Here is a 21,018-nt window from a genome sequence, read left to right on the forward strand (position 1 = left end):
CGATAGTCGAACCGGGGTGACATCAGTCTTGATCGACAACCTGGCAACCAGCTGGACGGCCGCTGCGAAGATCCCACCCACGGTGAGCGGCAGCCGCTGCGGGATTGGGCGGGTACCGAGGAACCTGCGGCCGCAACGGTTTCGAGTGGGCTCAGCCGGCGGGCGGTGGCCCGAAGGTGCGCGGCGGTGTGCCGGGAACCAATGAGAGATGAGTGTGTATCGCCTGCCACGGTTGGTCGACGTCTGATCGGGTCAGCAAGACCGTCGAGCGGCCCGGCCGTTCGAACGGCGCCCCGTTCTCGGCGTAACCGGTAGAGGTCCACAGGCACAGCCCCCAGCCGGTGAGCTTGTCATCAGACGTGCCGGTGACCATCGAATCCAGGTCGAAACGGAACTCGGTGATACGGCCCCATATGGAACGCCATTGCTCGTTCTCCAACTCGTCGATGCCTCGGACCAGTCGCATGTAGGTCCCGAAGCCGACGACGTCGGGGGCGAACATCGTGCGGGCCTTGTCGTAGTCGACGTCGACGATCAGTTGACGCCAGCTCTCGAACCAATCCCGGATCGTGATGTCCTGCAAAGTAATCCTCTTCCGCCTTAGGGGGTTAGTCTGATGCCGATGTCTGACACCACCGTAGCGCGGGTCGCGCTCGCCGCGATCATGCGAATTCCACTGACACCGAGACGAATTCTGTTCTATGGTGCCCTTCACCGACGCCTGCCGCGTCTGCGGAATCCGCAACGTTTCACCGACAAGGTCAACTGGCGAGTGCGCCACGACCGCCGCGAGTTGCTGGCCCCGACGTGCGACAAGTTGGCCATGAAAGAACTGGCGTCTGCCACTGCCGGAGATTCTGTGAGGGTTCCGCAGACCCTCTGGGCGGGAACCGATCTGCGGGACCTGGGCTCGGTCGATCTGCCCGATCGGTGGATCCTCAAGCCGGCACACCGGTTCGGCAAGATCATCGTGGGCCATGGACGTCCCGACCTCGACGACCTGCTCGCCCGGACCGACGGGTGGCTCGACAACGAGAACTGGCAGCTGATGGGCGAGTGGGGGTACAGCCGGGCCACGCCGCGGATCCTGGTCGAAGAGCGGATCGGTACATCCGATGTCCTCCCCTCGGACTACAAGTTCTTCGTCTTCGCAGGCGTCGCGCGATACGTGCTGGTGGTCTCCGATCGAGTCGCAGATCCGCGGGCCTCGTATTACGACACCTCGTGGAATCGGGTCGCGACGCATCCCGGGGCGGAGGACCTCCCGCTGGTGCCTGCGCCGCCCCATCTGTCGGAGATGATCGCGATCGCCGAACGCATCGCGCAGGGATTCGATTTCCTCCGCGTCGATCTGTACGACGTCGACGGCCACGTGTGGTTCGGCGAAACCACCGCATATCCGATGAGTGGGCTCGGCCGGTATTCGCCGGATTCCTTCGATGAAGAACTCGGCAGCTGGTGGACGTTGCCCGACCTCTGAACCGGTGTCGCTCCGAATCGCCGGCGCTGCAGCCGATCCCGGCCTCAGAGCCGACCCTTGAGAATCAGGTTCCAGTACATCTGCGGCAGTCCGTAGCGGTCGAAGGCCCATGCCGATCGTCGTGGTTTGAGCGGGTCGACAAACGACGGTAACGATGACTCGACGGTGCCGGCCCGGTCGAACTCACCGGCGATCAGCCTGTGCCCGTCGATGGCGACGGGCGCGACCGTGTATCCGTCGTACTCCGCCAACGCTTTTCCCTCGCGGGCAGCGATCAGGTTGTCGACGAGGATTGCGATCTGCCGACGCAGCGCACCGCCGGACGGGTCCGTGGCCACCGCGGCCCCGTCTCCTGCAGCCCAGATGTCGGGGTACGTGTGATGACGGAACGTGTGGGGGTCGATGTCGACGAGACCCCGGGGATCGGCGCCGGAAAGCCCTGACAACTCGACCCACAAGGGCCCACGGAACGGCGGGACCAGGTGAAGCATGTCGTAGGGCAGTCGTTCGACCGACCCGGTGGCCCCCGTCACCGATATCTGCTGACCCTCGGGATCGAGCTCGGTGACCGCTGTATTGCGCAACACTCGCACGTCGAGGTCGGCTAGAAGGCTGTACAGCCGGCCGTCGAGGTCGGGCACACCCAGCAACTCGGGACGGTCGACCACCAGGGAGATGTCGACCCCGGGCAGTCGGCCGGTCTTCTGCCAGTGGGCTGCAGCCAGGAAGAGTGGTTTGAGCGTGGTGCCGGTACAGCTCACCGGCGCGCGAGGCACGGTGAACACAGCCCGTCCGCGAGCGGGCATGGACTTGACCAACTCCCATGTCTCCTCGGCCCGGTCCACGTAATTGCTGGCGACAGCAGGGGATTCGAGGGCCGCGTCGATTCCGGGTAGTGCGTCAGCATCCGGGACGAGCCCGGGCCCGAGAACCAGGTCTCGGTATCGGTAGGTACGGCCTGACGCGCACAGCACCGTCTGCGACGGCGCATCAACCGAGATGGCTGTGTCCTGAACCCATGTGCACTGCTCGGGGGTCACCGATCGCTGGGTTCGTTCGGCGTCGTTCAACGTCGCCTGGCCGCCACCCACATACGACAGCAGTGGCCGATAGGTGTGGACCCTCTGCGGCTCGATGACGGCGACGTCGGTGATGCCCTTCTTGATCAGCCGGGCCGCGGCACTGATCCCGGCGTTACCGCCGCCGATGACCAGAACGTCGAAGTACTGGTCCGCTGTGCTCGCTGCTGGGGTCATATCGGCCCTGTACCCAGAACCTCCGGTGACCACCCGTCGGCGAATCACGCACCGGTGTCGACCACATCGCGTTGAACGAAGATGACCATCGGGTCGTCGGGCGCGATCATGATGCACGCATCGTCGGTCAGCGTGAGCATGACGGCGCGGGTGGTGTCGACGGACGCGTCGAGTTGGTCGAAGATCTCTGTGGCCAACTGGCTCGGGATCTCGAAGCGGTGGTCGTCGAGGTGGACCGCGGTGACCGCCTCCGCGATCGCTTCGCCTGCGGACTCGTCGGCGTCCGACAGAGGGATGTCTGATGCAGTCGACTCCCTGCCCTTGTCGACCATCTGCATTCTCCTCAACGTGTGGTGATGAGTCAGCCTAAGAGATTTTGGGTGATCTGGCACCTGCGCCTGGGTGCTCGGTCGATTTCGGCCGTGCGTCACCGTCTCCGGTCCCAGGTGATGCTGCGGGAACGGAGTTCGAGGATGACATCGGACCACCTCGTCGTGGTCCATGCCATGCTGCGAGGGTCAGCGGTGCGATGGTCGGCGATCAGGTAACACATTCCTCACCGAGGCGACCGCACGGCCGGCTGCGGGTCAACTCATCACCAGGGCCTCCTGCACCGCGGCGTAGAACGCCTTACCCGGGTCGCCGACCACTTCGGTCTCCGGAAAGTACATGGCGGCCATACCGCTGAGGAGTGATCCGCACGCGCCGGGACGGACCGCGACGGCAAACCACATGCCGATGGAGACACCTTGGATGGTGCGGGTCCAGTCGGCGCGCTCCTCGATGGCATTGGCAACACTCAGCATCAGCTTCGGATCCTTCATGCTCCGAACCCCCGTGCTGCGAAACCGCTCTGCTTTTGGGTGGTGATCGGTGGGCATGTCGACAAATGCATTTGTTCTCCCTGGATGGGTTGGACAGCTGGCCACTTGGCCAACTGCCCTGACCGTCGCACGAGAGACGCCTACTTGTCGCAGGTCAATGAGTAATTGCTGGTGAGTTAATAAAAGAACATGCGAAATTAACGACCGAAGAGGAGAAAGTGCTCGTATCGATCGTCAGGAGGGTGGTTACCGGCTCGGCCGACAATGATGCGATCGCCGCCCATCCCGCCTCGAGCGGTGGAGCCGCCCCGGGCCAATGGTGACCCAGGACACAAAAGTCGGATCAGTAATCAGTGAGCGAAATGCTGGGTTTCCAAATGGCCGCCGGCCTGTATCTTGCGTAGTCCGTCCATCACCTCGACGAGGTGCTGATGCAGGACGCGGGCCATGTCACGCGAGAACCCCTCCCTCACCACGACCCTGAGAACGGCGACGTCCGTGGCGTCGTCGGGCATCGTGTAGGCGGGTACCTGCCAGCCGTACACCCGGAGTCCATGAGAGATGTCGAAGACCGTGAACGGGCAGGGATCATTCAGCTTGAACGTCACGACAGGGATGGCCGAACCGTCGGTCAGGACCTTGATCTCTTCTTCTTCGGCGATCTGCCCGGCGAACCATTGGGCCGTGCTCGACAACGCTTTCATGATGTCGGTGTAGCCGGCGCGCCCGAGCCGCAGGAAGTTGTAGTACTGGCCGATGACCTGGTTGCCGGGGCGCGAGAAGTTGAGGGTGAAGGTGGGCATGTCGCCACCGAGATAATTGACGCGGAACACCAGGTCTTCGGCAAGGTCCTCTTTGCCCCGCCAGACCACGAAACCGACTCCGGGATAGGTGAGTCCGTACTTGTGCCCGCTGACGTTGATCGAAACCACGCGCGGCACCCGGAAGTCCCACTCGACATCGGGATGCAGGAACGGCAGTACAAAACCACCACTGGCCGCGTCGACGTGGATCGGGATGTCCGGGCCGCCATCGGCCGCGAGCTTGTCCAGGGCGGCGGCGACCTCTTTGACCGGCTCGAGTTCGCCTGTGTACGTGGTCCCGGCGATCACCACGACGCCGATCGTGTTCTCGTCCACCGCCTCGGTCACCTGCTCAGGGGTGATGACGTAGCGACCCTCCTCCATCGGAAGGTAGCGCGGTTCGACCTCGAAATAACGGCAGAACTTCTCCCAGACCACCTGAACGTTGCTGCCGAGGACGAGGTTCGGTGTGCCACCCGTCTTCTTCTCGCGCCAGCGCCATTTGAGGGCGAGCCCGCCGAGCATCACCGCCTCCGATGAGCCGATGGTGGAGGCGCCGGTGGCCGTCGATGCGTCCTCGGGGTCGAGTCCGGGAGCGTGGAACAGATCGGCGACCATGCTCACGCACCGAGATTCGATGGCTGCAGTCAGCGGATACTCGTCTTTGTCGATCATGTTCTTGTCGAAGGTCTCGGCCATCAATCGTTCGGCCTGTGGATCCATCCAAGTGGTCACAAATGTGGCCAGATTGAGGCGCGAATTGCCGTCGAGCATCAATTCATCGTGAATGAAGCGGTACGCGATTTCCGGCTCCATCGAGTCGTCCGGAATTCTCAGTGCCGGGACACCCTCGACAGCGAGTCGGCCGGTGTATGCGGGAGCGATCAATCCACGTTCGTTCGACATTTGAACTCCATCGCGTTGGATGAGACGCGGTGCTTTTCGACGCCCGCGAAGCGCTTTGATCGTACCGTTTGCCGTGCGCGTGTATGGGGAAACGATTTCTAGGTCTGCGTACGCCGCGCCGGTAGTGTTTCACTCCTGAAGGTCGAGCTGAGGAGCAAAACGTATGGGGCCCGGATATGGCAACGATCCCAACAAGCCGGATGAGCCGTACTGGGGCGGCCAGGATCCTCGGCAACCGCAACAGTCGTATTGGGGTCAACCCTCGGATCAGCCGGGTCAGGGCCCGAGCGGCACCAGCCAGATGCCCGCGTACGGGTCCGGCCCGACTCCCCAATACGGCGATCCCCAATACGGCGGTAACCAATACGGCGAACCGGCGTATGGCCCGCCCGCCTATGGTCCCCAAGGTCAGCCTGCGTATGGGGAGCCGTACGACCCGAACAATCCCTACGGCAACAACCCTTATGGTGGCGGACCTCCATACGGAGAGCCTCCGTACGGAGGCGGCTACGGCGGTCCCCCGAACGGGCCCGACGACGGGGGCAGCAAGAAAACCCTGCTGATCATCCTGGGCGTGGTGGTCGCACTGATCGTGGTCGCCGGCGGAGCGTTCGCGGCCCTGGCTCTGATGGGAGATTCCGACAACGACTCTCCATCGGCGACGTCCACCTCGGCAACGTCGACCACGGAGACGACAACCACCCGGGAAACCGACGACACCACCACCACGGAAACCACCACCACGAGTTCGACATCGGGAACGGTCGAGTACGAGGTGACCGGGTCGGCGATGCTGATCCTGTACAGCGATCGTGACGGCGAGAAGACCGAGTCCGATCCCCGCACACCGTGGACCAAGACCATCGACGGCGCGCCGGATACGTTGCAGCTCAGTGCATTTTCGATCGACGGCAATGACGTGACGTGCTCGATCAAGGTCGACGGGAAGGTCGTCGCCGACGAGAAGGGTGTGTTGGCGGTCTGCGTCCATCTCGGCTCATGAGCACGCCATGGGCTCGGGGTCGGTACCGGACGGTGGCAGATCACCTCGTCCCACTCGCCGAGGACCTGGTGGCCGTTACCGGTCGTCGTACCCCCTTGGTGGGTGCGGTCGTCTACGACCTCGCCTGCGGAACCGGCAGCGCGGCACTGCTCTGCGCCCGTGAAGGGGCTCAGGTCACGGGGGTCGACCTGACCGTCGAACTGCTCGAAGAAGCAGAGGTGGAAGCGGCACGTTCGGGTCTCGACATCCGCTGGGTGTGTGCGGACGCGAGCGCGACCGGACTGCCGCCGGCCGACGTGGTGCTCTCCAGCGTGGGCATCATCTTCGTGCAGCCCGAACCTCAGATCACCGAGGTCCGCAGATTGCTGGAGCCCGGCGGGACATTCGCGTACACCGCCTGGGCATCGGCGCCGGACCAACCGCTGTTCGCACCGATCGCCGACGTGCTCGGCCCGTCGCCGGCGCCGCAGTTCGGTGACGTGTCGCCCGAATCGTGGGCCGACCCGGCAGCCATCGAACAGAGACTCGCCGATGGCTTCATCGATGTTGTGGTGGACGAGCGCGACCATCTGTGGCAGTTCGGTTCCGTGGACGAGGCGATGCATCTGGTGACCAGTGAGTCCCCGGTGCACGTCAACCTGCTGTCGATGATCGACGACGAACGAGGTCAGCAGGTTGTCAACGGTTTTCGGGACGTGTTCGGTGACCTCGCGCACGCCGACGGCTCGGTGACCTTCGCGGCCCCGTACGTGGTGGTGAGCGCAACCAGGGACAGGACGTCGTGGCAATGACCGACCCTCACCGGCAAGGGCGGATGGCCACGTCGTTCGGTCGCGAAGCAGCGTCGTACAGCAAGGGCCGGCCGGACTATCCGGAAGCTGCAATCGCCCATCTCGTTCCGTCCGACGCCCGAGTGGTCGTCGACATCGGTGCCGGCACAGGCAAACTCACCGCGTCGCTCCTGTCGCCGGGACGGACGGTGATCGCGGTGGAGCCGGATCGGGTGATGCTCGACGCGTTGTCCTCGGCATTGCCGACGGTGCACTCGGTATCGGGCACTGCCGAGCAGACGACACTCGACGACTCGGTGGCCGATGTCCTGACCTATGGGCAGGCCTGGCACTGGGTGCAGCCCGAGCCGGCGACCGCCGAAGCCGCCCGGGTACTGCAGCCCGGTGGACGGATCGGCCTGGTGTGGAACATCCGGGACGAGTCGGTTCCGTGGGTGGCCGCGCTCACCGAGATCATGTCCGCCAGCGCTGCCGAAATGTTCGTGGCCAGGGGAGGACCCCGGTTACGAACGCACTTCGGTCCGTTAAAACACAAGGCCTTCGACTGGGAGCGTCCGATGACATCGGAACAGCTTGTTGCGATGGCAGCGTCGCGCAGTCATGTCATCACCGCAGCCGAGGCCGAACGCACCCGGATCCTGGCGGGGGTGCAGGAGCTGGCGGATGATGTGGCCGACGGCGACGGTGTCATCGTGTTGCCCTACCGGACGCACGTGTACCGCGCCCACCGACTCTGAGCGGTCGGCACGTCGAGTTCGGCTCACCATGAACGAAATCGGCCGGCCATGCTGACGCCATCGCTGCGGTGGTGTTCTATGGAACAGATGCGAACGCTCCCTCGCCGGCGGACCTGGATCAGGCTCACCCTGGTGCCGTTGATCGTCATGCTGCTGGCGACCGTGGTGACAGGATGCTTCGATCCCCTCAACCGTGCGGGATCGCGTGATCCCGATCCCCGTCACATCGTCGTCGGATCAGGGGGCGTGCTGGAAAGCCAGATCATCGGTCAGATCTACATCGACGTTCTCGAGGCCAACGGGTTCACGGCCGAGAACCAGCTCAATTCGGGTACCCGGGAGCGTTACCTTCCCGCCCTGCGCGCCGGCGACATCGACATCGCACCCGACTACATCGGGAACCTGCTCCAGTATCTGGCAGCGGCCGCTCCCGGGCTGTCCGAGGAAGAGGTGACGAAGTACTCGTCGCTGACGTCGTTGCCCGACATCGAGAATGCGTTGCCCGCAGTACTCGGTGACGATCTGCTGACCTACACGCCGGCTCCCGGGTCCAACTCGGACTCGGTGACCGTCACCCGACAGAGCGCAGAGAAGTGGAACCTGGTGTCCATCGCAGACCTCGCTCGAGTGGCGCAGTCGGAGACCGTCAGCTTCATGGCCAACAGCGAGTTCGCCACCCGTGAGGTGGGGGTACCGGGCCTACGCCGAAACTATGGGCTGGACGTGGACTTCAAGCCCAACAACGACAGCGGCGGCCAGGCCACCATCAACGAGCTGACCAGCGGACGGGTCACCGCCGCCGACATCTACACCACAACGCCCGCGATAACCACGGAAAACCTTGTGGTGCTGGAAGATCCGAAACACAACTTCCCCGCCAACAACATCGTGCCGGTGCTGGCGAAGTCGAAGGACTCGCCGGAACTACGCAAGGTGCTCGACGCGGTGTCGGCGCAGCTGACCGTGGAGGAACTCCGAACCCTGAACGAGATGGTCTCGGGCACACAGAAACTCGAAGTCGAGGACGCGGCAGAACGCTGGGTGAGAGACCACGGGCTCAACAAGCAGCTGGGGTCATGAGATGACCGATGGAAGGAAGCCGATGATCACCTTCGATGCGGTGACCAAGACCTACCCCGACGGCACCACCGCGGTCGACAACCTGACCCTGGAGATCGAAGAAGGCAGCTTCACGGCCTTTGTGGGTCCGTCGGGATGTGGCAAGACCACCTCGATGCGCATGATCAACCGGATGATCGATCCGACGTCCGGCACCGTGAAGGTGGACGGACAAGACGTGAGCACCACCAACCCGGTGACGCTGCGACGCGGGATCGGTTACGTGATCCAGAGCGCCGGTCTGATGCCCCACCAGCGAGTGGTGGACAACGTGGCCACCGTCCCGGTGCTGGAGGGCGAGTCGCGCAAGGCGGCCAGGCGCGCGGCGCTCGAACTCCTCGAGCGGGTCGGTCTGGACTCGACCGTCGCCACCCGGTACCCGGGCCAGCTGTCGGGCGGACAGCAACAACGTGTCGGTGTGGCAAGGGCTTTGGCTGCAGATCCGGCCATCCTGCTGATGGACGAGCCGTTCAGTGCTGTCGATCCCGTCGTTCGCGAGGACCTGCAGAACGAGATGCTCCGACTGCAGGCCGAGCTGCGCAAGACCATCGTCTTCGTCACCCACGACATCGATGAGGCCGTAAAGCTCGCCGACCGGATCGCGATCTTCGGCAAAGGCGGTGTCCTGCGCCAATTCGACACCCCGGCGCGACTGCTCGCCGCGCCCGCCGACGAGTTCGTGTCCTCGTTTGTCGGTCGCGACCGCGGTTATCGTCTGCTGCAGTTCAATTCGGGTCAGGACGTGAAGATCGAGCCGCTCGAACCGATCACCGAAGCGCAGATCGACGGGCTGGTCCTCGGCGCCGACGAATGGCGCCTGGTGACGGTGAACGGAACCCCGTTCGGTTGGGTCGACGCCGATGGGGTGCGGGCGCATTCCGGTGGGGCGTCGCTGTACGACAGTTGTTCGGCCGGTGGGTCCCTGTTCAGTGAGTCCGGGTCGTTGCGCCAGGCACTCGATGCCGCATTGTCATCGCCCTCTGGAATCGGTGTGGTGGTGGACGGCCAAGGAACCGTGAGCGGAGGGGTCCGCGCCGCCGACGTGCTCGCTGCTCTCGAACAGCAGCGCAAGTCGGCATCATGAACTACCTCTTCGACCACTTCTCGAAGGTCTGGGAACTGACGCTCGAGCACATCAAACTATCGATGATCCCGCTGGCGGTGGCGCTGGTCATCGCGATTCCGCTGGGTCTCCTGGTGTACCGGTCCCGGCCGGCGCGGCGCGTGACCATCGTGATCGGCTCGATCATCTTCACCATCCCGTCCATCGCTCTGTTCATCGTGCTGCCCTCGCTGATCAACACGCGCATTCTCTCCGACGTCAACGTGATGGTGGCGCTGGCCTTGTATTCGACTGCGCTGCTTGTGCGTTCGGTTCCCGAAGCGCTCGACGCCGTGCCTCCGGCCGCTGTCGACGCCGCCAAGGCCATCGGATACAAGCCGTGGCAACGCGTGCTCAAGGTGGAACTGCCCCTGTCGATCCCGGTGCTCATCGCCACCATTCGCGTGGTGTCGGTGACCAACATCTCGATGGTGTCGGTAGGTGCGGTCATCGGTTTCGGCGGCCTGGGACGGTTGTTCACCGAAGGCTACAGCCGCAACTACACCGACGAGATCGTCGCCGGCATCATCGCCGTGGTGGTTCTCGCACTGGTGATCGACCTGGTCCTCGTGGTGATCGGCCGGGTGCTGACCCCGTGGGCACGCGTCGGCCGGGGACCGGGCAGGTTGGCACGTAGCCGGATGAACCTGGCCAAGGAGGCGGCACCGGCATGAGCAACATCTTCAGCGACACCGTCAGCTACCTGACCACCGGAACCAACTGGACCGGTACCGAGGACTCCGAGGGATTGCTGGTCGAGATCGGCCAACACATCGGCTACACCTTCTACGCAGTGGCGGTCGCGGCGTTGATCGCGATCCCGATTGGTTTGCTCATCGGTCACACCGGCAAGGGCGAGGTGGCGGTGGTGGGACTGGTGAACGTCCTGAGGTCGTTGCCGACCCTGGGTCTGCTGCTGCTCTTCATCTTGTGGATGGGTCTCGGACTCACGCCCACGATCATCGCTCTGATCCTCCTCGCGATCCCGCCGCTGCTGGCAGGCACCTATGCGGGGGTCGCCAATGTCGACAAGGCCGTGGTCGACGCATCCCGGGCCATGGGGTTGAGCCATCTGCAGGTGCTGCTCAGAGTGGAGTTACCAAACGCACTCCCACTCATCCTGGGTGGCCTGCGTAACGCCACGCTGCAGGTGGTGGCAACCGCAGCCATCGCCGCCTACGCCGGCCTGGGTGGCCTCGGACGCCCGATCTTCGACGGCCTCGCCACCTATGACTACCCGCCGATGATCGCCGGGTCGCTGCTGGTCACGCTGTTGGCCCTGATTCTCGACGGCATACTCGCAGGTGTCAGCTGGGCGTCGGTCCCAGGCACTGGACGGTTGCGACGCACTCCTGACCTGTCCACCGCCTGATCAAAGGGGTGGACCGGCCAATGTGTGCCATTGGTTCGGAAACATGGGGTCTGGTCGCCTACCTTGAAGGTGTGAATTCCCCAGACGTGTCCCAAGAGGCAAACGTGCTCCAGCCAGGGTCGGCCGGTGTCTCTGACAACAGCGACTTCAAGACAGTGATGACCTGGCGTGGGATAGGCGAGGACCGGCTCGAGCAGGTGCGTGTCGCGGTCACCGGGAATCGGGTGAAGGCGTATGGGCGGATCGTTGCTGCGGCAACCGCCGACCGAGAGGCCTTCAGCGCCTCGTACGACCTGGTCACCAACGATGCCGGTGTCACCAAGCGGTTGTCGCTGCACCTCGTGCGCGCGGGTGGGGACGCCCAGATCTCGATCACCCGCGACGGTGAGGACACCTGGCTGGTCCAGACTGCCCGCGGTATGGAGCGCAGCGACTTCGGCGGTGCACAAGACGTCGACCTGGCGCTCAGCCCCTTCTTCAACGCGTTGCCGATCCGCAGGCTGGGCCTGGGCAAACCCGCGGCCGCGCCGGTCGCCGTCCCCGTTGCCTACCTCTATCTGCCCACGGGCGAGGTGAAGTCGGCGACGCTGCAGTACACACCCGGTGCCGATGGCGTCGGAGTGGTCTCACCGGTGGCCGACACCACCCTCACCGTCGACGACAACGGTTTTGTCATCAACTACCCGGGGTTGGCCGAACGGGTCTGACCCGTCCACACCCCGCCGCGGCGGGCGGCGTCACGCAGTGCCGCCTCCCAGCCGTGGGAACCGATCACCACGTCGGTGACGGGCACGTCGGCGGAAGCGTTGATCTGCTCGTAGCGCTTGCGTGCGCGGTGCCCGTCGTCGACGAGGATCTCCACCGAGCCCTCGTCGCGCAGTTGGTCACGGGCACGGGTGAGGCGGTCGATGGTTTCGCTGAGTGCATTGAGCAAGGCGATGTCGTTCGCCTCGAGCATGGCCCGCTGCGCAGACGGTTTGGTGCCGGCGACGCGTGTCCCATCGCGGAACGAGCCCGCCGCGAGCCGCAACGCGAGTTCACCTTCGCCGGCGCCCACCACAGCGGTTACGGCGGCCGTGAGGTGAGGTAGATGGGAAATGCCCGCGACAGCGCGATCGTGCTCATCGGACGCCGCGGGGATCACGCGGGACCCGACCTCGAGGGCGAGCTGCGCAACGGTCCGCCACACGTGGGGATCGGCGCCGTCGTCGGTGGCGACCACCCAGACCGCGCCGTCGAAAAGAGCGGGGTCGGTGGCCGCCCAGCCCGAGTCGGCCGAACCCGCCATCGGGTGGCCGCCCACGAAGTTGCTGCTGAGCCCTTGTGCGTGAACCGCGTCGGCGACCGGCTGCTTCACGCTCACCACATCGGTCAGCGGACACCGGGGAGCGTGCTCGGCGACGGCCGCGACGATCGCGGTAACTGTGGGAGCCGGCGTCGCGATCACGATCAACGCCGACTGCTCCGCTGCGCGGGCGAGGGTCGCGACGAGGTCGGTCGACACGTCGAACCCGCTCTCGGCGGCAGCGGCGACGGTGGCCTCGGAGCGGTTGTAACCGAACGCCGGCCGACCGGTGGCGGCCAGTGCCCGCAGCAACGAACCGCCGATCAAACCCAGGCCCAGAACACAGACAGAGGGCCGGGGCTGTGGCGAGGTCGCGGTCACTCGATCAGATTGGCACACGCGGGCGGTACGCAGGTCACGCGGCTGCTCGTAGAGAGTTGGGTTTACCCGCGCCGACCGCTACCGTGACCGCATGGCAGCTGCAGGTGCGGATGATGTAGATGGTTTCGCCATTGCGGTCGTCCGGGAGGACGGCAAGTGGACCCTCACCGCAATGGATCGCAGTGCACTGGCCGAACTCGGTGAAGCCGAGAATCGGCTGCGGGGCCTGCGCAGCGCCGGAGCGGTGTTCGGACTGCTCGACGTGGACGACGAGTTCTTCATCGTCGTGCGGCCGTCGCCGTCGGGAACAAAACTCTTGATCTCGGACGCCACAGCGGCAATCGACTACGACATCGCCGCCGATGTACTCGACGTGCTCAATGTCGAGATCCCCGACATCGACCCCGACGAGATCGATGATGTCGAACCGTGGGAAGAAGGCGATCTGGCCATTCTCGCCGACCTCGGTCTGCCGGACTCGGTGATGAGCATCATCGTCGGTGACACGGATCTATATGCCGACGAACAGATCGGGATGATCGCCGCCCGACTCGGTTTCGCGGACGAGCTGTCGAAGACGCTCGAGAAGCTCGGTCACTGAGTACTTTTCGTGAGTCGGGGCATGGGTACCGATGAGCAGATGATCGAGGCGGCACTGGCGGCCGCCGCCGGAGCCGATCCCAGAGACGTGCCCGTGGGCGCGGTGGTCTTCGATTCCGATGGCACTGCCATCGCGCAGGCCGCAAACGCACGCGAGGCGACCTCCGATCCCACCGCACACGCCGAGATCCTCGCCATCCGAAAAGCGGTCGACGTGGTCGGCGACGGATGGCGGCTCACGGGTTGCACCATCGCCGTGACCCTCGAGCCGTGCACCATGTGCGCGGGCGCCATCACCCTGGCCAGACTCGATCGGCTGGTGTTCGGTGCGTGGGAGCCGAAGACAGGGGCCGTGGGCTCTTTGTGGGACGTGGTGCGCGACCGCCGCAACGTCCACCGTCCTCAGGTGCGCGGCGGTGTGCTCGCCGACGAGTGTGCCGCGGTCCTGCGCGAGTTCTTCGCTGGTCGACGACCCTCGTGAGGGCATCGTCGACGCGCTGATCGTCGAATTCCCGGGTTGTCGGGTTGAAACGGTGGGGCAGTGGGTACCCCTGGAGAACGCGACAGTCGCGTGTGATGCACCTTGGTCACAGATCGAGTCAACTAGGAGGATCCATGGCTGTATCCGACGATGCCAAGAACAAGGCCGAAGATCTCAAGGGCCGCGGGAAAGAAGCCGCAGGGAGCCTGACCAACGACCACGACCTCAAGAACGAAGGCAAGGGCGATCAAGCCAGTGCCGGCGCGAAGCAGAAGGTGTCTGACGCTGCCGACGCCGTCAAGGGTGGCGTCGACAACCTCAAAGACAAGCTGACCGGCCACTAAGAGCCGCTCATACCGCCGAAGGCTGTCTGTACAGCCGGACTGACCAGCGGATTGTTGGCTCAGCCCGGCCCTGCGGTACAGTTTTCGGCGGTGGCGTGTCCGAGCGGCCGAAGGTGCAGCACTCGAAATGCTGTGTACGGTAACCCCGTACCGAGGGTTCAAATCCCTCCGCCACCGCCAGCGAACAGCCCCTCACCTGATCCAGGTGAGGGGCTGTTTCTGTGTTGTATCGAGTCCGATGGTTCCGCATGAGGTCGCACCCGGGCGGTGGGGTGTAATCGGTAACCGGGGTAACCGTCGCAGCGGTGGTGCGGCACGACAGCGATTTTTGTGTGGGGGTCTACATGGGTCACGGCTGGATTCTCATCGAGTGCATGGGCAATGGAGAGCCCACTCTCGTGTTCGACAGGGTGAGGCCACGGCGCTATTCGTCGATCCGCCGGCGCGACAATCTGCGGAGTCCCCAGGTGACCGCGGCACTGCTCACGATCGTCGGCGACGTGACCGGCTCGCGGAGCACCGTTCGCCGAGTGCTCTCCGCCGACAAGAACGAATCGCTGATGATGGTCGGGCACCCCGTCGAAGGACCCGGAGGCAGTGTCTACGGCGTCCAGGTGTGGGTGGGCCTCGAGCGCGAGCTGCCGCCACCCCGCCGGCTGGTCGGAGCGTTTCTCTGGGATCCGGCAACACAGCTGACCCATCATGGGCCGACCATCGAGACCGAGATCCTCGGGATCACCGATCCGCAGACGACGCGGGTGAGCCCCGAGGTGTTCAAGTACTTCGAGGCGTTCCCCCGTGAGGGCGAACTCGGCACGTATGTGGCCGACATCATGGCGGGGAACATCACGGACGGCGAAGCATTCGACAGCGACATCACCATCCGCCGGGACGATGGGGATCTGGCCCAGGTGTACATGACCATGCGCGCGGTCAAGAACCGCGACGACACCTGGGGGTTGCGGGGAATCGTCCACGACATCACCGACGTGCGCGAACCCAGCTCGGCCGCAGCCTACAACCGCCGGACGGCCCGGGTGGTCGCGCGGCTGGTGGACGGGGAGTGGGGCATCGGGCATGTCGACTTCGCGACGGGCATCGTCACCGAATGGCTGACTGAGCCGCCTGCCCCGCTGGATCGATGGGCCACGCAGAACGCAGAGTTCCATCCCGACGACATGTCCACTGTCATGGAAGCCCAGATCGCGGTGGCGACCGAACGTATACCTCGGGCCGAATACGTGGTCAGAGTGCGGTTTTCGGACGGGCCATGGCACGGCGCACGCATCACCCTCACTGCCGCGACCGCGGGGTCGAACGGACATGGGCTGATGCGAGTGGAGTCCGCGGGTCGAGAAGGCAGGTTGTGAAGGCGAATCCCTGCCGGGTTTGTGTACAAACGCAGGTGTTGCAACACCTGCGTATGCACGGAAAGCCTGCACCTCGTGGGCTCGGCCCGGGCTCAACTCAGAAAGACCGCTGCCTGATCCACGAGGTCGAGGAGCGGTTGAGGAACGATGCCGAGGGCGATGGTCGCGACAGCGCCGAGACCGATGACAAAGGTGGTCGCCGTGTTCGGTACGACTACGGTGGGGGCGTTGTCGACAGGTGGCTCGGAGAAGAACATCAGCACGATGACCCGGACGTAGAACACCACGGCGATTGCGCTGCTCAGCACGCCGACGATCACCAGCGGAACGGCGCCGCCGGACGCAGCCGCCTGAAACACCGCGAACTTGCTGAGGAAGCCACTCGTCAGAGGGATGCCGGCGAACGCGAGTAGGAACAACGCGAAAGTCCCGGCCACCAACGGAGACTGTCGCCCCAGACCCGCCCACCGCGACATCTCGCCGACCTCGCCTGCCCGGTCCCGCACCAGGGTCACCACGGCAAATGCGCCGACGGTACTGAAGCCGTAGGCGACGAGGTAGAACATCGTGGACGACAGTCCGGCACGGTTGATGGCGACAACACCGGTCAGGATGAAACCGGCGTGCGCCACAGAGGAATACGCGAGCATGCGCTTCATGTCGGTCTGGGTGATCGCAACGACGGAGGCGACGACCATCGTCAGGATCGCAACCGCCCACAACACCGGACGCCACTCGTCTTTCAAACCGGGCAGGGCCACGTAGAACAATCTCAACATCGCACCGAACGCCGCGACCTTGGTGGCTGCGGCCATGAAGGCGGTGATGGGCGTCGGCGCGCCCTGGTAGACGTCCGGGACCCAGTAGTGAAACGGCACCGCACCGATCTTGAACAGCAAGCCGATCGAGACCAGGCCCGCCCCGATCAAAGCGAACGTCCTGTCACCGGCCTCGGCGTCGATGGCTGCGGCGATCTCCGGGAAGTCGACCGACCCGGCGTAACCGTAGAGGAACGCCGCCCCGAAGAGGAAAAACGCCGATGAAAAGGCGCCCAGCAGAAAGTATTTCAACGCCGCTTCCTGCGAGAGCAGCCGGCGACGACGCGCAAGACCGCACATCAGATACAACGGCAGCGACAGTACTTCGAGCGCCACGAACATGGTCAGCAGGTCGTCGGCCGCGGGGAACAACAGCATGCCGCCGACCGCGAACAGCATGAGGGGGAACACTTCCGTCTGCGCGAGTCCGGCAGTGGTCGCTCGTCGTTCCGGCTCGCTGCCCGGCACGGTGGACGCAGCAGATGTGAACGCGTCCAGCGACTTCACCCGGCCACCGGCTGCCGCGCCCACCCCGGCGCCGACGGTCACGCCCGCCATGGTCCGCTGGGCGATGAGGGGGATGGACAACGCCGACACCACCAAAATCGTGCCTTGCATGAACAGTGCCGGGCCGTCGACCGCCACGGCGCCGACCGCCACCGATTCGCGTGTACCGGCCAGTGCCACAACAGCTGTGAATGCTGCCACCAGGCCACCGACGCTCAGGAGAAGCTGCAACGCGTACCGGAATCGATCGGGTGCAAACGCCTCGACCAGTACCGCGGCCACCGCCGCCGCGAACACGATCAACATCGGTGAGAGTTGTGCGTATTCGATCGACGGCGCAGGCAGCACGTCCTGGGCAGTATCCAACGCCCAACCGTTCATCGGTCACCTCCATCGGGCTCGGCAACAGCCGGTGCGGGGTCACGCTCGTCGATGACGGTGAGGGTGTGGCCCACGGCTGGATCGATGACGTCGAGCACCGGTGCGGGATAGATGCCCAGCGCCAGCAGCAGCGCCAGGAGGGGTGCCACCACCAGCATTTCGCGGCCGTGCAGATCGGTGAGGCGCTCGGTGCCCTTGTTCACGGGGCCGGTCATCACCCGCTGGTACATCCACAGCACGTATATTGCGGCGAGCACCAGAGCCACCGAGGCGCAGACGGCCGCCACCGGGTAGCGGGTGAAAGTGCCGATCAAGACCAGGAACTCGCTGACAAACGGACCCAGCCCGGGAAGCGACAGAGTCGCCAGTCCCGCCACCAGGAAAGTGCCGGCCAGCAGTGGTGCGACTTTCTGAACCCCGCCGAAATCGGCGATGGCCCGTGATCCGCGCCGCGACACCAGGAACCCGGCAATCAACATCAGTGCCGCGGTGGCGATGCCGTGATTCACCATGTAGAGCGTGGAACCGGACTGTCCCTGACTGGTGAGTGCGAAGATGCCCAGGATGATGAAGCCGAAGTGGGAGATCGACGTGTAGGCGATCAGTCGCATCAGATCGGTCTGGCCTATCGCGAGGATGGCGCCGTAGATGATGCCGATGACCGCCAGTGTGACGATCAACGGGGTGAAATACCTTGTCGCATCGGGGAACAACTGCACGCAGTACCGGAGCATCGCGAAGGTGCCGACCTTGTCCACCACGGCCATCATCAGCACCGCGCCGGCGGGGGTGGCCTGTACTGCCGCATCGGGGAGCCATGTGTGCAGCGGCCACAGCGGTGCCTTCACCGCAAAGGCGAACATGAAGCCCAGGAACAGAGCTTTGCCGACAGTCGGGTCGATGTCCAGCGAGCCGGAGGAGACGGCCGAAACGATCTCGCGGAAGTCGAACGTGCCGCCGCCCTGGTCGGCGGTCACCACGTACAGGCCGATCACCGCGGCCAGCATGACCAGGCCCCCGGCGAGGTTGTACAGCAAGAACTTCACCGCCGCGCGCGACCGCTGGCCCGGGGCCTGTTCTGCCGCACCGAAACCGGCGATGAGGAAGTACATCGGGATCAGCATGGCTTCGAAGAAGATGTAGAAGAGGAAGATGTCGAGCGCGGTGAACGACACCATGACCATGGCCTCGACCAGCAACATCAGTGCCACGTAGCGATGGGTCGCACGCCGTCGGTCGGCGTCGGCGTCGTTCCACCCGGCCAGGAGCAGGAGGGGGAGCAACACGGCGGTCAACACCACAAGCGCCAGCGCGATGCCGTCGATACCGAGCTCGTAGCGGGTCCCGAAAGCGGGTATCCACGAGCGTGATTCCACGAACTGGTATTGATCGCCACCGGGATCGAAGCGGACCGCCAGCACAATGGCGAGGGCGAGCACCCCTACAGACGTTGCCAGCGCTGCCCATTTGGCGACCACTCGTAGTCGAGGAGGCAGCATCAAGATGACAACCGCACCGATCGCCGGTACCACCCACAACAGTGTCAGCCAGGGGATTGCGTTCACCACACCCTCACCAACATCATCATCGCGACCAACAGGGCGCCTCCGGCGAACATCGACAACGCGTACGAGCGGACGTATCCGGTCTGCACTTTGCGGAACAGCGTGGATGTGGCGCCGACGGCGCCGGCGAGTCCGTTCACCAGGCCGTCAACGCCTTTCGAATCCGCCGACCCCAGTGCTCCGGTCAGCTTCTGGCCAGGTCGCATGAACGCCGCCTCGTTGAATGCGTCGCCGTAGAGGTCGCGGCGGGCTGCGACGGTGAGCGCGCGTCCCTTCGGTGCGACAACGGGGATGTCGCGTCGGGCGTACTGCCGCCAGGCCACGGCGACGCCGGCCAGCACCACCGCGAGTGTGCCGGCGGTGATCACCCAGATGGGAACGGGCAGCTCGTCGTGGTGCTCACCGACCACCGGTTCGAGCCAGTGCTGCAGTGAACCACCGAATGCCAAGAACCCACCGGCAAAAACGGATCCGAGGGCCAGCAGGACCATCGGTCCGGTCATCAAGGCAGGCGACTCGTGTGGGTGCGCGGTCACCCCGTGGGTGTCAGCCGGCCAGCGCTTCGTGCCGAAGAAGGTCATCAGCATCACGCGTGTCATGTAGAACGCGGTGATACCGGCACCGAGCACGGTGACGATGCCCAGGATCACGCCTTTCACACCACCTGCTGCCCAGGCTGTTTCGATGATCTTGTCCTTGGAGAAGAAGCCTGCGAACGGCGGGATCCCGATGATGGCCAGATAGCCGAACCCAAAGGTGACGAAGGTGATCGGCATCAGCGCACGCAAGCCGCCGAAACGGCGCATGTCGGTCTCGTCGTTCATTGCATGCATCACCGACCCGGCGCCGAGGAACAGACCGGCCTTGAAGAAGCCGTGTGTGATGAGATGCATGATGGCGAAGGCATATCCGGCCGGCCCCAGTCCGGCGGCGAGCACCATGTAACCGATCTGGCTCATGGTGGAGGCGGCGAGGGCCTTCTTGATGTCGTCCTTGGCGCAGCCGATGATCGCGCCGAACAAGAGCGTGACCGCGCCGACGACCACCACCGCGAGTTGCGCTCCGGGCGCCAGGTCGAAGATCGGGCCCGACCGGGTGATGAGGTAGACGCCTGCGGTCACCATGGTCGCGGCGTGGATGAGCGCGGACACCGGCGTGGGGCCCTCCATGGCATCCCCGAGCCAGGATTGCAGCGGCACCTGCGCCGATTTGCCACACGCGGCGAGCAGCAACATCAGGCCTAGGAAGGTCAGTACTGTCTCACCGGCCTCGTCGGCTCCGGCGAACACCTCGGCGAAGCCCACCGACCCGAACGTCGCGAACATGATCATCATCCCGATGGCAAGACCCATGTCGCCGACGCGGTTGACCACAAAAGCCTTCTTCGCGGCTGCGGCCGCCGACGGACGCTGATGCCAGAATCCGATCAGCAGATAGGAGGCGAGTCCGACGCCCTCCCAGCCGAGGTAGAGACCGAGGTAGTTGTCGGCGAGGACCAGCAGAAGCATGGCTGCCAGAAAGAGGTTGAGGTAGGCGAAGAACCGCCGGCGATCAGGGTCATCGGCCATGTAGCTGATCGAATAGACGTGGATGAGCGAGCCCACACCGGTGATCAGCAGGACAAAACACATCGACAACTGGTCGAGTTGCAGACCGAAGTCCACACGCAGCTCACCGACGGGCACCCACGTGAAGAGGTCCTCGTGGACGGCGCGTTCGTCGCCGCGGCGTCCGAGCATGTCGGTGAACAGCACCAACCCGTAGACGAAAGAGGCGATCGCCATGAGGGAGCCGAGCAGATGACCCCACGGGTCGGTGCGCCTGCCTGCGAGCAGCAACACGATCGACCCGACGAGCGGGAGCGCCGGCAGGATCCAGATGGTTGTGTTCATC

General features: G+C 64.6%; 22 protein-coding genes and 1 tRNA gene. 14 read left to right on the top strand and 9 right to left on the bottom strand.

The features are described 5' to 3' along the window. Nucleotides 1-151: 151 nt before the first annotated feature. A complete protein-coding gene (locus WIMU1_RS02640; RefSeq protein ID WP_062795031.1) occupies nt 152-583 on the bottom strand; it encodes a YybH family protein in 432 nt (143 codons plus the stop codon). Between the two features lie 39 nt (nt 584-622). Here WIMU1_RS02640 and WIMU1_RS02645 point away from each other — a divergent pair, with 39 nt between their 5' ends. Further along, complete coding sequence (locus tag WIMU1_RS02645; protein WP_062795032.1) at nt 623-1,480, top strand: ATP-grasp fold amidoligase family protein; 858 nt, start codon at nt 623-625, stop codon at nt 1,478-1,480. Nucleotides 1,481-1,524: 44 nt separating this feature from the next. Here the strand turns inward: WIMU1_RS02645 and WIMU1_RS02650 are convergent, their stop codons facing one another. The 4 genes from WIMU1_RS02650 to gad all read right to left on the bottom strand — a co-directional run bounded on the left by WIMU1_RS02650 (nt 1,525) and on the right by gad (nt 5,269). Then, entirely contained in the window at nt 1,525-2,736 is a 1,212-nt protein-coding gene (locus WIMU1_RS02650; protein WP_062795033.1) for an NAD(P)/FAD-dependent oxidoreductase, read from the bottom strand. A 44-nt stretch (nt 2,737-2,780) separates the two neighbouring features. Continuing rightward, nucleotides 2,781-3,068, bottom strand: a complete 288-nt coding sequence (locus WIMU1_RS02655) for a hypothetical protein (RefSeq protein WP_147431432.1) — start codon at nt 3,066-3,068, stop codon at nt 2,781-2,783. Between the two features lie 255 nt (nt 3,069-3,323). After that, nucleotides 3,324-3,560 (bottom strand): hypothetical protein, encoded by a 237-nt coding sequence (locus WIMU1_RS02660; protein ID WP_133248652.1) that lies wholly within the window; start codon nt 3,558-3,560, stop codon nt 3,324-3,326. Between the two features lie 350 nt (nt 3,561-3,910). Further along, on the bottom strand, nt 3,911-5,269 hold the full coding sequence (gad, locus tag WIMU1_RS02665; protein WP_062795036.1) for a glutamate decarboxylase: 1,359 nt from the start codon (nt 5,267-5,269) through the stop codon (nt 3,911-3,913). Between the two features lie 163 nt (nt 5,270-5,432). Here gad and WIMU1_RS02670 point away from each other — a divergent pair, with 163 nt between their 5' ends. The 8 genes from WIMU1_RS02670 (at nt 5,433) to WIMU1_RS02705 (ending at nt 12,100) form a co-directional block, all read left to right on the top strand. Continuing rightward, nucleotides 5,433-6,272, top strand: coding sequence for a hypothetical protein (locus WIMU1_RS02670; RefSeq protein ID WP_062795037.1), 840 nt, complete (start codon nt 5,433-5,435; stop codon nt 6,270-6,272). Then, nucleotides 6,269-7,063 carry a class I SAM-dependent methyltransferase gene (locus WIMU1_RS02675; RefSeq protein WP_084247964.1) on the top strand — a complete coding sequence of 265 codons (795 nt, stop codon included), beginning with the start codon at nt 6,269-6,271 and terminating at the stop codon, nt 7,061-7,063. The genes WIMU1_RS02670 and WIMU1_RS02675 overlap by 4 nt, the downstream gene beginning before the upstream one ends. After that, nucleotides 7,060-7,800, top strand: a complete 741-nt coding sequence (locus tag WIMU1_RS02680) for a class I SAM-dependent methyltransferase (RefSeq protein ID WP_211339033.1) — start codon at nt 7,060-7,062, stop codon at nt 7,798-7,800. The genes WIMU1_RS02675 and WIMU1_RS02680 overlap by 4 nt, the downstream gene beginning before the upstream one ends. A 78-nt stretch (nt 7,801-7,878) precedes the next feature. Next, nucleotides 7,879-8,880, top strand: coding sequence for an ABC transporter substrate-binding protein (locus WIMU1_RS02685; RefSeq protein ID WP_062795039.1), 1,002 nt, complete (start codon nt 7,879-7,881; stop codon nt 8,878-8,880). Between the two features lie 22 nt (nt 8,881-8,902). After that, a complete protein-coding gene (locus tag WIMU1_RS02690; protein ID WP_062795751.1) occupies nt 8,903-10,003 on the top strand; it encodes an ABC transporter ATP-binding protein in 1,101 nt (366 codons plus the stop codon). Next, a complete protein-coding gene (locus tag WIMU1_RS02695; RefSeq protein ID WP_023956668.1) occupies nt 10,000-10,695 on the top strand; it encodes an ABC transporter permease in 696 nt (231 codons plus the stop codon). The genes WIMU1_RS02690 and WIMU1_RS02695 overlap by 4 nt, the downstream gene beginning before the upstream one ends. Then, the gene (locus WIMU1_RS02700) at nt 10,692-11,393 is read left to right on the top strand and encodes an ABC transporter permease (protein WP_062795040.1); all 702 of its coding nucleotides are present in this window, start codon (nt 10,692-10,694) and stop codon (nt 11,391-11,393) included. The genes WIMU1_RS02695 and WIMU1_RS02700 overlap by 4 nt, the downstream gene beginning before the upstream one ends. Nucleotides 11,394-11,551: 158 nt before the next feature. Beyond that, on the top strand, nt 11,552-12,100 hold the full coding sequence (locus WIMU1_RS02705) for a putative glycolipid-binding domain-containing protein (protein ID WP_243404518.1): 549 nt from the start codon (nt 11,552-11,554) through the stop codon (nt 12,098-12,100). On the opposite strand, the gene WIMU1_RS02710 is transcribed toward WIMU1_RS02705, so the two are convergent. Beyond that, nucleotides 12,073-13,059 carry a prephenate dehydrogenase gene (locus tag WIMU1_RS02710; protein WP_062795041.1) on the bottom strand — a complete coding sequence of 329 codons (987 nt, stop codon included), beginning with the start codon at nt 13,057-13,059 and terminating at the stop codon, nt 12,073-12,075. The genes WIMU1_RS02705 and WIMU1_RS02710 overlap by 28 nt on opposite strands. Nucleotides 13,060-13,150: 91 nt before the next feature. On the opposite strand from WIMU1_RS02710, the gene WIMU1_RS02715 reads away from it, so the two are divergent. The 5 genes from WIMU1_RS02715 to WIMU1_RS02735 all read left to right on the top strand — a co-directional run bounded on the left by WIMU1_RS02715 (nt 13,151) and on the right by WIMU1_RS02735 (nt 15,854). Next, on the top strand, nt 13,151-13,660 hold the full coding sequence (locus WIMU1_RS02715) for a tRNA adenosine deaminase-associated protein (protein ID WP_023956660.1): 510 nt from the start codon (nt 13,151-13,153) through the stop codon (nt 13,658-13,660). Nucleotides 13,661-13,681: 21 nt separating this feature from the next. Next, nucleotides 13,682-14,140: a nucleoside deaminase gene (locus WIMU1_RS02720; RefSeq protein WP_023956658.1), complete on the top strand. Its 459-nt coding sequence runs from the start codon at nt 13,682-13,684 to the stop codon at nt 14,138-14,140. A 134-nt stretch (nt 14,141-14,274) separates the two neighbouring features. Next, nucleotides 14,275-14,484: a CsbD family protein gene (locus tag WIMU1_RS02725; protein WP_023956656.1), complete on the top strand. Its 210-nt coding sequence runs from the start codon at nt 14,275-14,277 to the stop codon at nt 14,482-14,484. An 89-nt stretch (nt 14,485-14,573) separates the two neighbouring features. Next, nucleotides 14,574-14,664: transfer RNA gene (locus tag WIMU1_RS02730), tRNA-Ser, on the top strand. Between the two features lie 164 nt (nt 14,665-14,828). Then, nucleotides 14,829-15,854, top strand: a complete 1,026-nt coding sequence (locus tag WIMU1_RS02735; RefSeq protein ID WP_255283869.1) for a GAF domain-containing protein — start codon at nt 14,829-14,831, stop codon at nt 15,852-15,854. Between the two features lie 92 nt (nt 15,855-15,946). Here WIMU1_RS02735 and nuoN read toward each other — a convergent pair whose 3' ends face one another. The 3 genes from nuoN to nuoL are packed head-to-tail and all read right to left on the bottom strand — an operon-like array spanning nt 15,947 to nt 21,017. Beyond that, complete coding sequence (nuoN, locus tag WIMU1_RS02740; protein ID WP_062795043.1) at nt 15,947-17,560, bottom strand: NADH-quinone oxidoreductase subunit NuoN; 1,614 nt, start codon at nt 17,558-17,560, stop codon at nt 15,947-15,949. Then, the gene (locus WIMU1_RS02745; RefSeq protein ID WP_116916807.1) at nt 17,557-19,125 is read right to left on the bottom strand and encodes an NADH-quinone oxidoreductase subunit M; all 1,569 of its coding nucleotides are present in this window, start codon (nt 19,123-19,125) and stop codon (nt 17,557-17,559) included. Before WIMU1_RS02745 ends, nuoN begins: the two co-directional genes overlap by 4 nt. Then, complete coding sequence (gene nuoL, locus WIMU1_RS02750; RefSeq protein ID WP_062795045.1) at nt 19,122-21,017, bottom strand: NADH-quinone oxidoreductase subunit L; 1,896 nt, start codon at nt 21,015-21,017, stop codon at nt 19,122-19,124. Before nuoL ends, WIMU1_RS02745 begins: the two co-directional genes overlap by 4 nt. Nucleotide 21,018: the final 1 nt, after the last annotated feature.

It is taken from the genome of Williamsia muralis NBRC 105860 (assembly GCF_001598915.1).
In the GTDB taxonomy this organism is placed as follows: domain Bacteria; phylum Actinomycetota; class Actinomycetes; order Mycobacteriales; family Mycobacteriaceae; genus Williamsia; species Williamsia muralis.

Coding starts and splice junctions, on each gene's coding strand:
- WIMU1_RS02645 (WP_062795032.1), top strand. CDS start 623: ATGTCTGACACCACCGTAGCGCGGGTCGCGCTCGCCGCGATCATGCGA.
- WIMU1_RS02650 (WP_062795033.1), bottom strand. CDS start 2,736: ATGACCCCAGCAGCGAGCACAGCGGACCAGTACTTCGACGTTCTGGTC.
- WIMU1_RS02655 (WP_147431432.1), bottom strand. CDS start 3,068: ATGGTCGACAAGGGCAGGGAGTCGACTGCATCAGACATCCCTCTGTCG.
- WIMU1_RS02660 (WP_133248652.1), bottom strand. CDS start 3,560: ATGAAGGATCCGAAGCTGATGCTGAGTGTTGCCAATGCCATCGAGGAG.
- gad (WP_062795036.1), bottom strand. CDS start 5,269: ATGTCGAACGAACGTGGATTGATCGCTCCCGCATACACCGGCCGACTC.
- WIMU1_RS02670 (WP_062795037.1), top strand. CDS start 5,433: ATGGGGCCCGGATATGGCAACGATCCCAACAAGCCGGATGAGCCGTAC.
- WIMU1_RS02675 (WP_084247964.1), top strand. CDS start 6,269: ATGAGCACGCCATGGGCTCGGGGTCGGTACCGGACGGTGGCAGATCAC.
- WIMU1_RS02680 (WP_211339033.1), top strand. CDS start 7,060: ATGACCGACCCTCACCGGCAAGGGCGGATGGCCACGTCGTTCGGTCGC.
- WIMU1_RS02685 (WP_062795039.1), top strand. CDS start 7,879: ATGGAACAGATGCGAACGCTCCCTCGCCGGCGGACCTGGATCAGGCTC.
- WIMU1_RS02690 (WP_062795751.1), top strand. CDS start 8,903: ATGATCACCTTCGATGCGGTGACCAAGACCTACCCCGACGGCACCACC.
- WIMU1_RS02695 (WP_023956668.1), top strand. CDS start 10,000: ATGAACTACCTCTTCGACCACTTCTCGAAGGTCTGGGAACTGACGCTC.
- WIMU1_RS02700 (WP_062795040.1), top strand. CDS start 10,692: ATGAGCAACATCTTCAGCGACACCGTCAGCTACCTGACCACCGGAACC.
- WIMU1_RS02705 (WP_243404518.1), top strand. CDS start 11,552: ATGACCTGGCGTGGGATAGGCGAGGACCGGCTCGAGCAGGTGCGTGTC.
- WIMU1_RS02715 (WP_023956660.1), top strand. CDS start 13,151: ATGGCAGCTGCAGGTGCGGATGATGTAGATGGTTTCGCCATTGCGGTC.
- WIMU1_RS02720 (WP_023956658.1), top strand. CDS start 13,682: ATGGGTACCGATGAGCAGATGATCGAGGCGGCACTGGCGGCCGCCGCC.
- WIMU1_RS02725 (WP_023956656.1), top strand. CDS start 14,275: ATGGCTGTATCCGACGATGCCAAGAACAAGGCCGAAGATCTCAAGGGC.
- WIMU1_RS02735 (WP_255283869.1), top strand. CDS start 14,829: ATGGGTCACGGCTGGATTCTCATCGAGTGCATGGGCAATGGAGAGCCC.
- nuoN (WP_062795043.1), bottom strand. CDS start 17,560: ATGAACGGTTGGGCGTTGGATACTGCCCAGGACGTGCTGCCTGCGCCG.
- nuoL (WP_062795045.1), bottom strand. CDS start 21,017: ATGAACACAACCATCTGGATCCTGCCGGCGCTCCCGCTCGTCGGGTCG.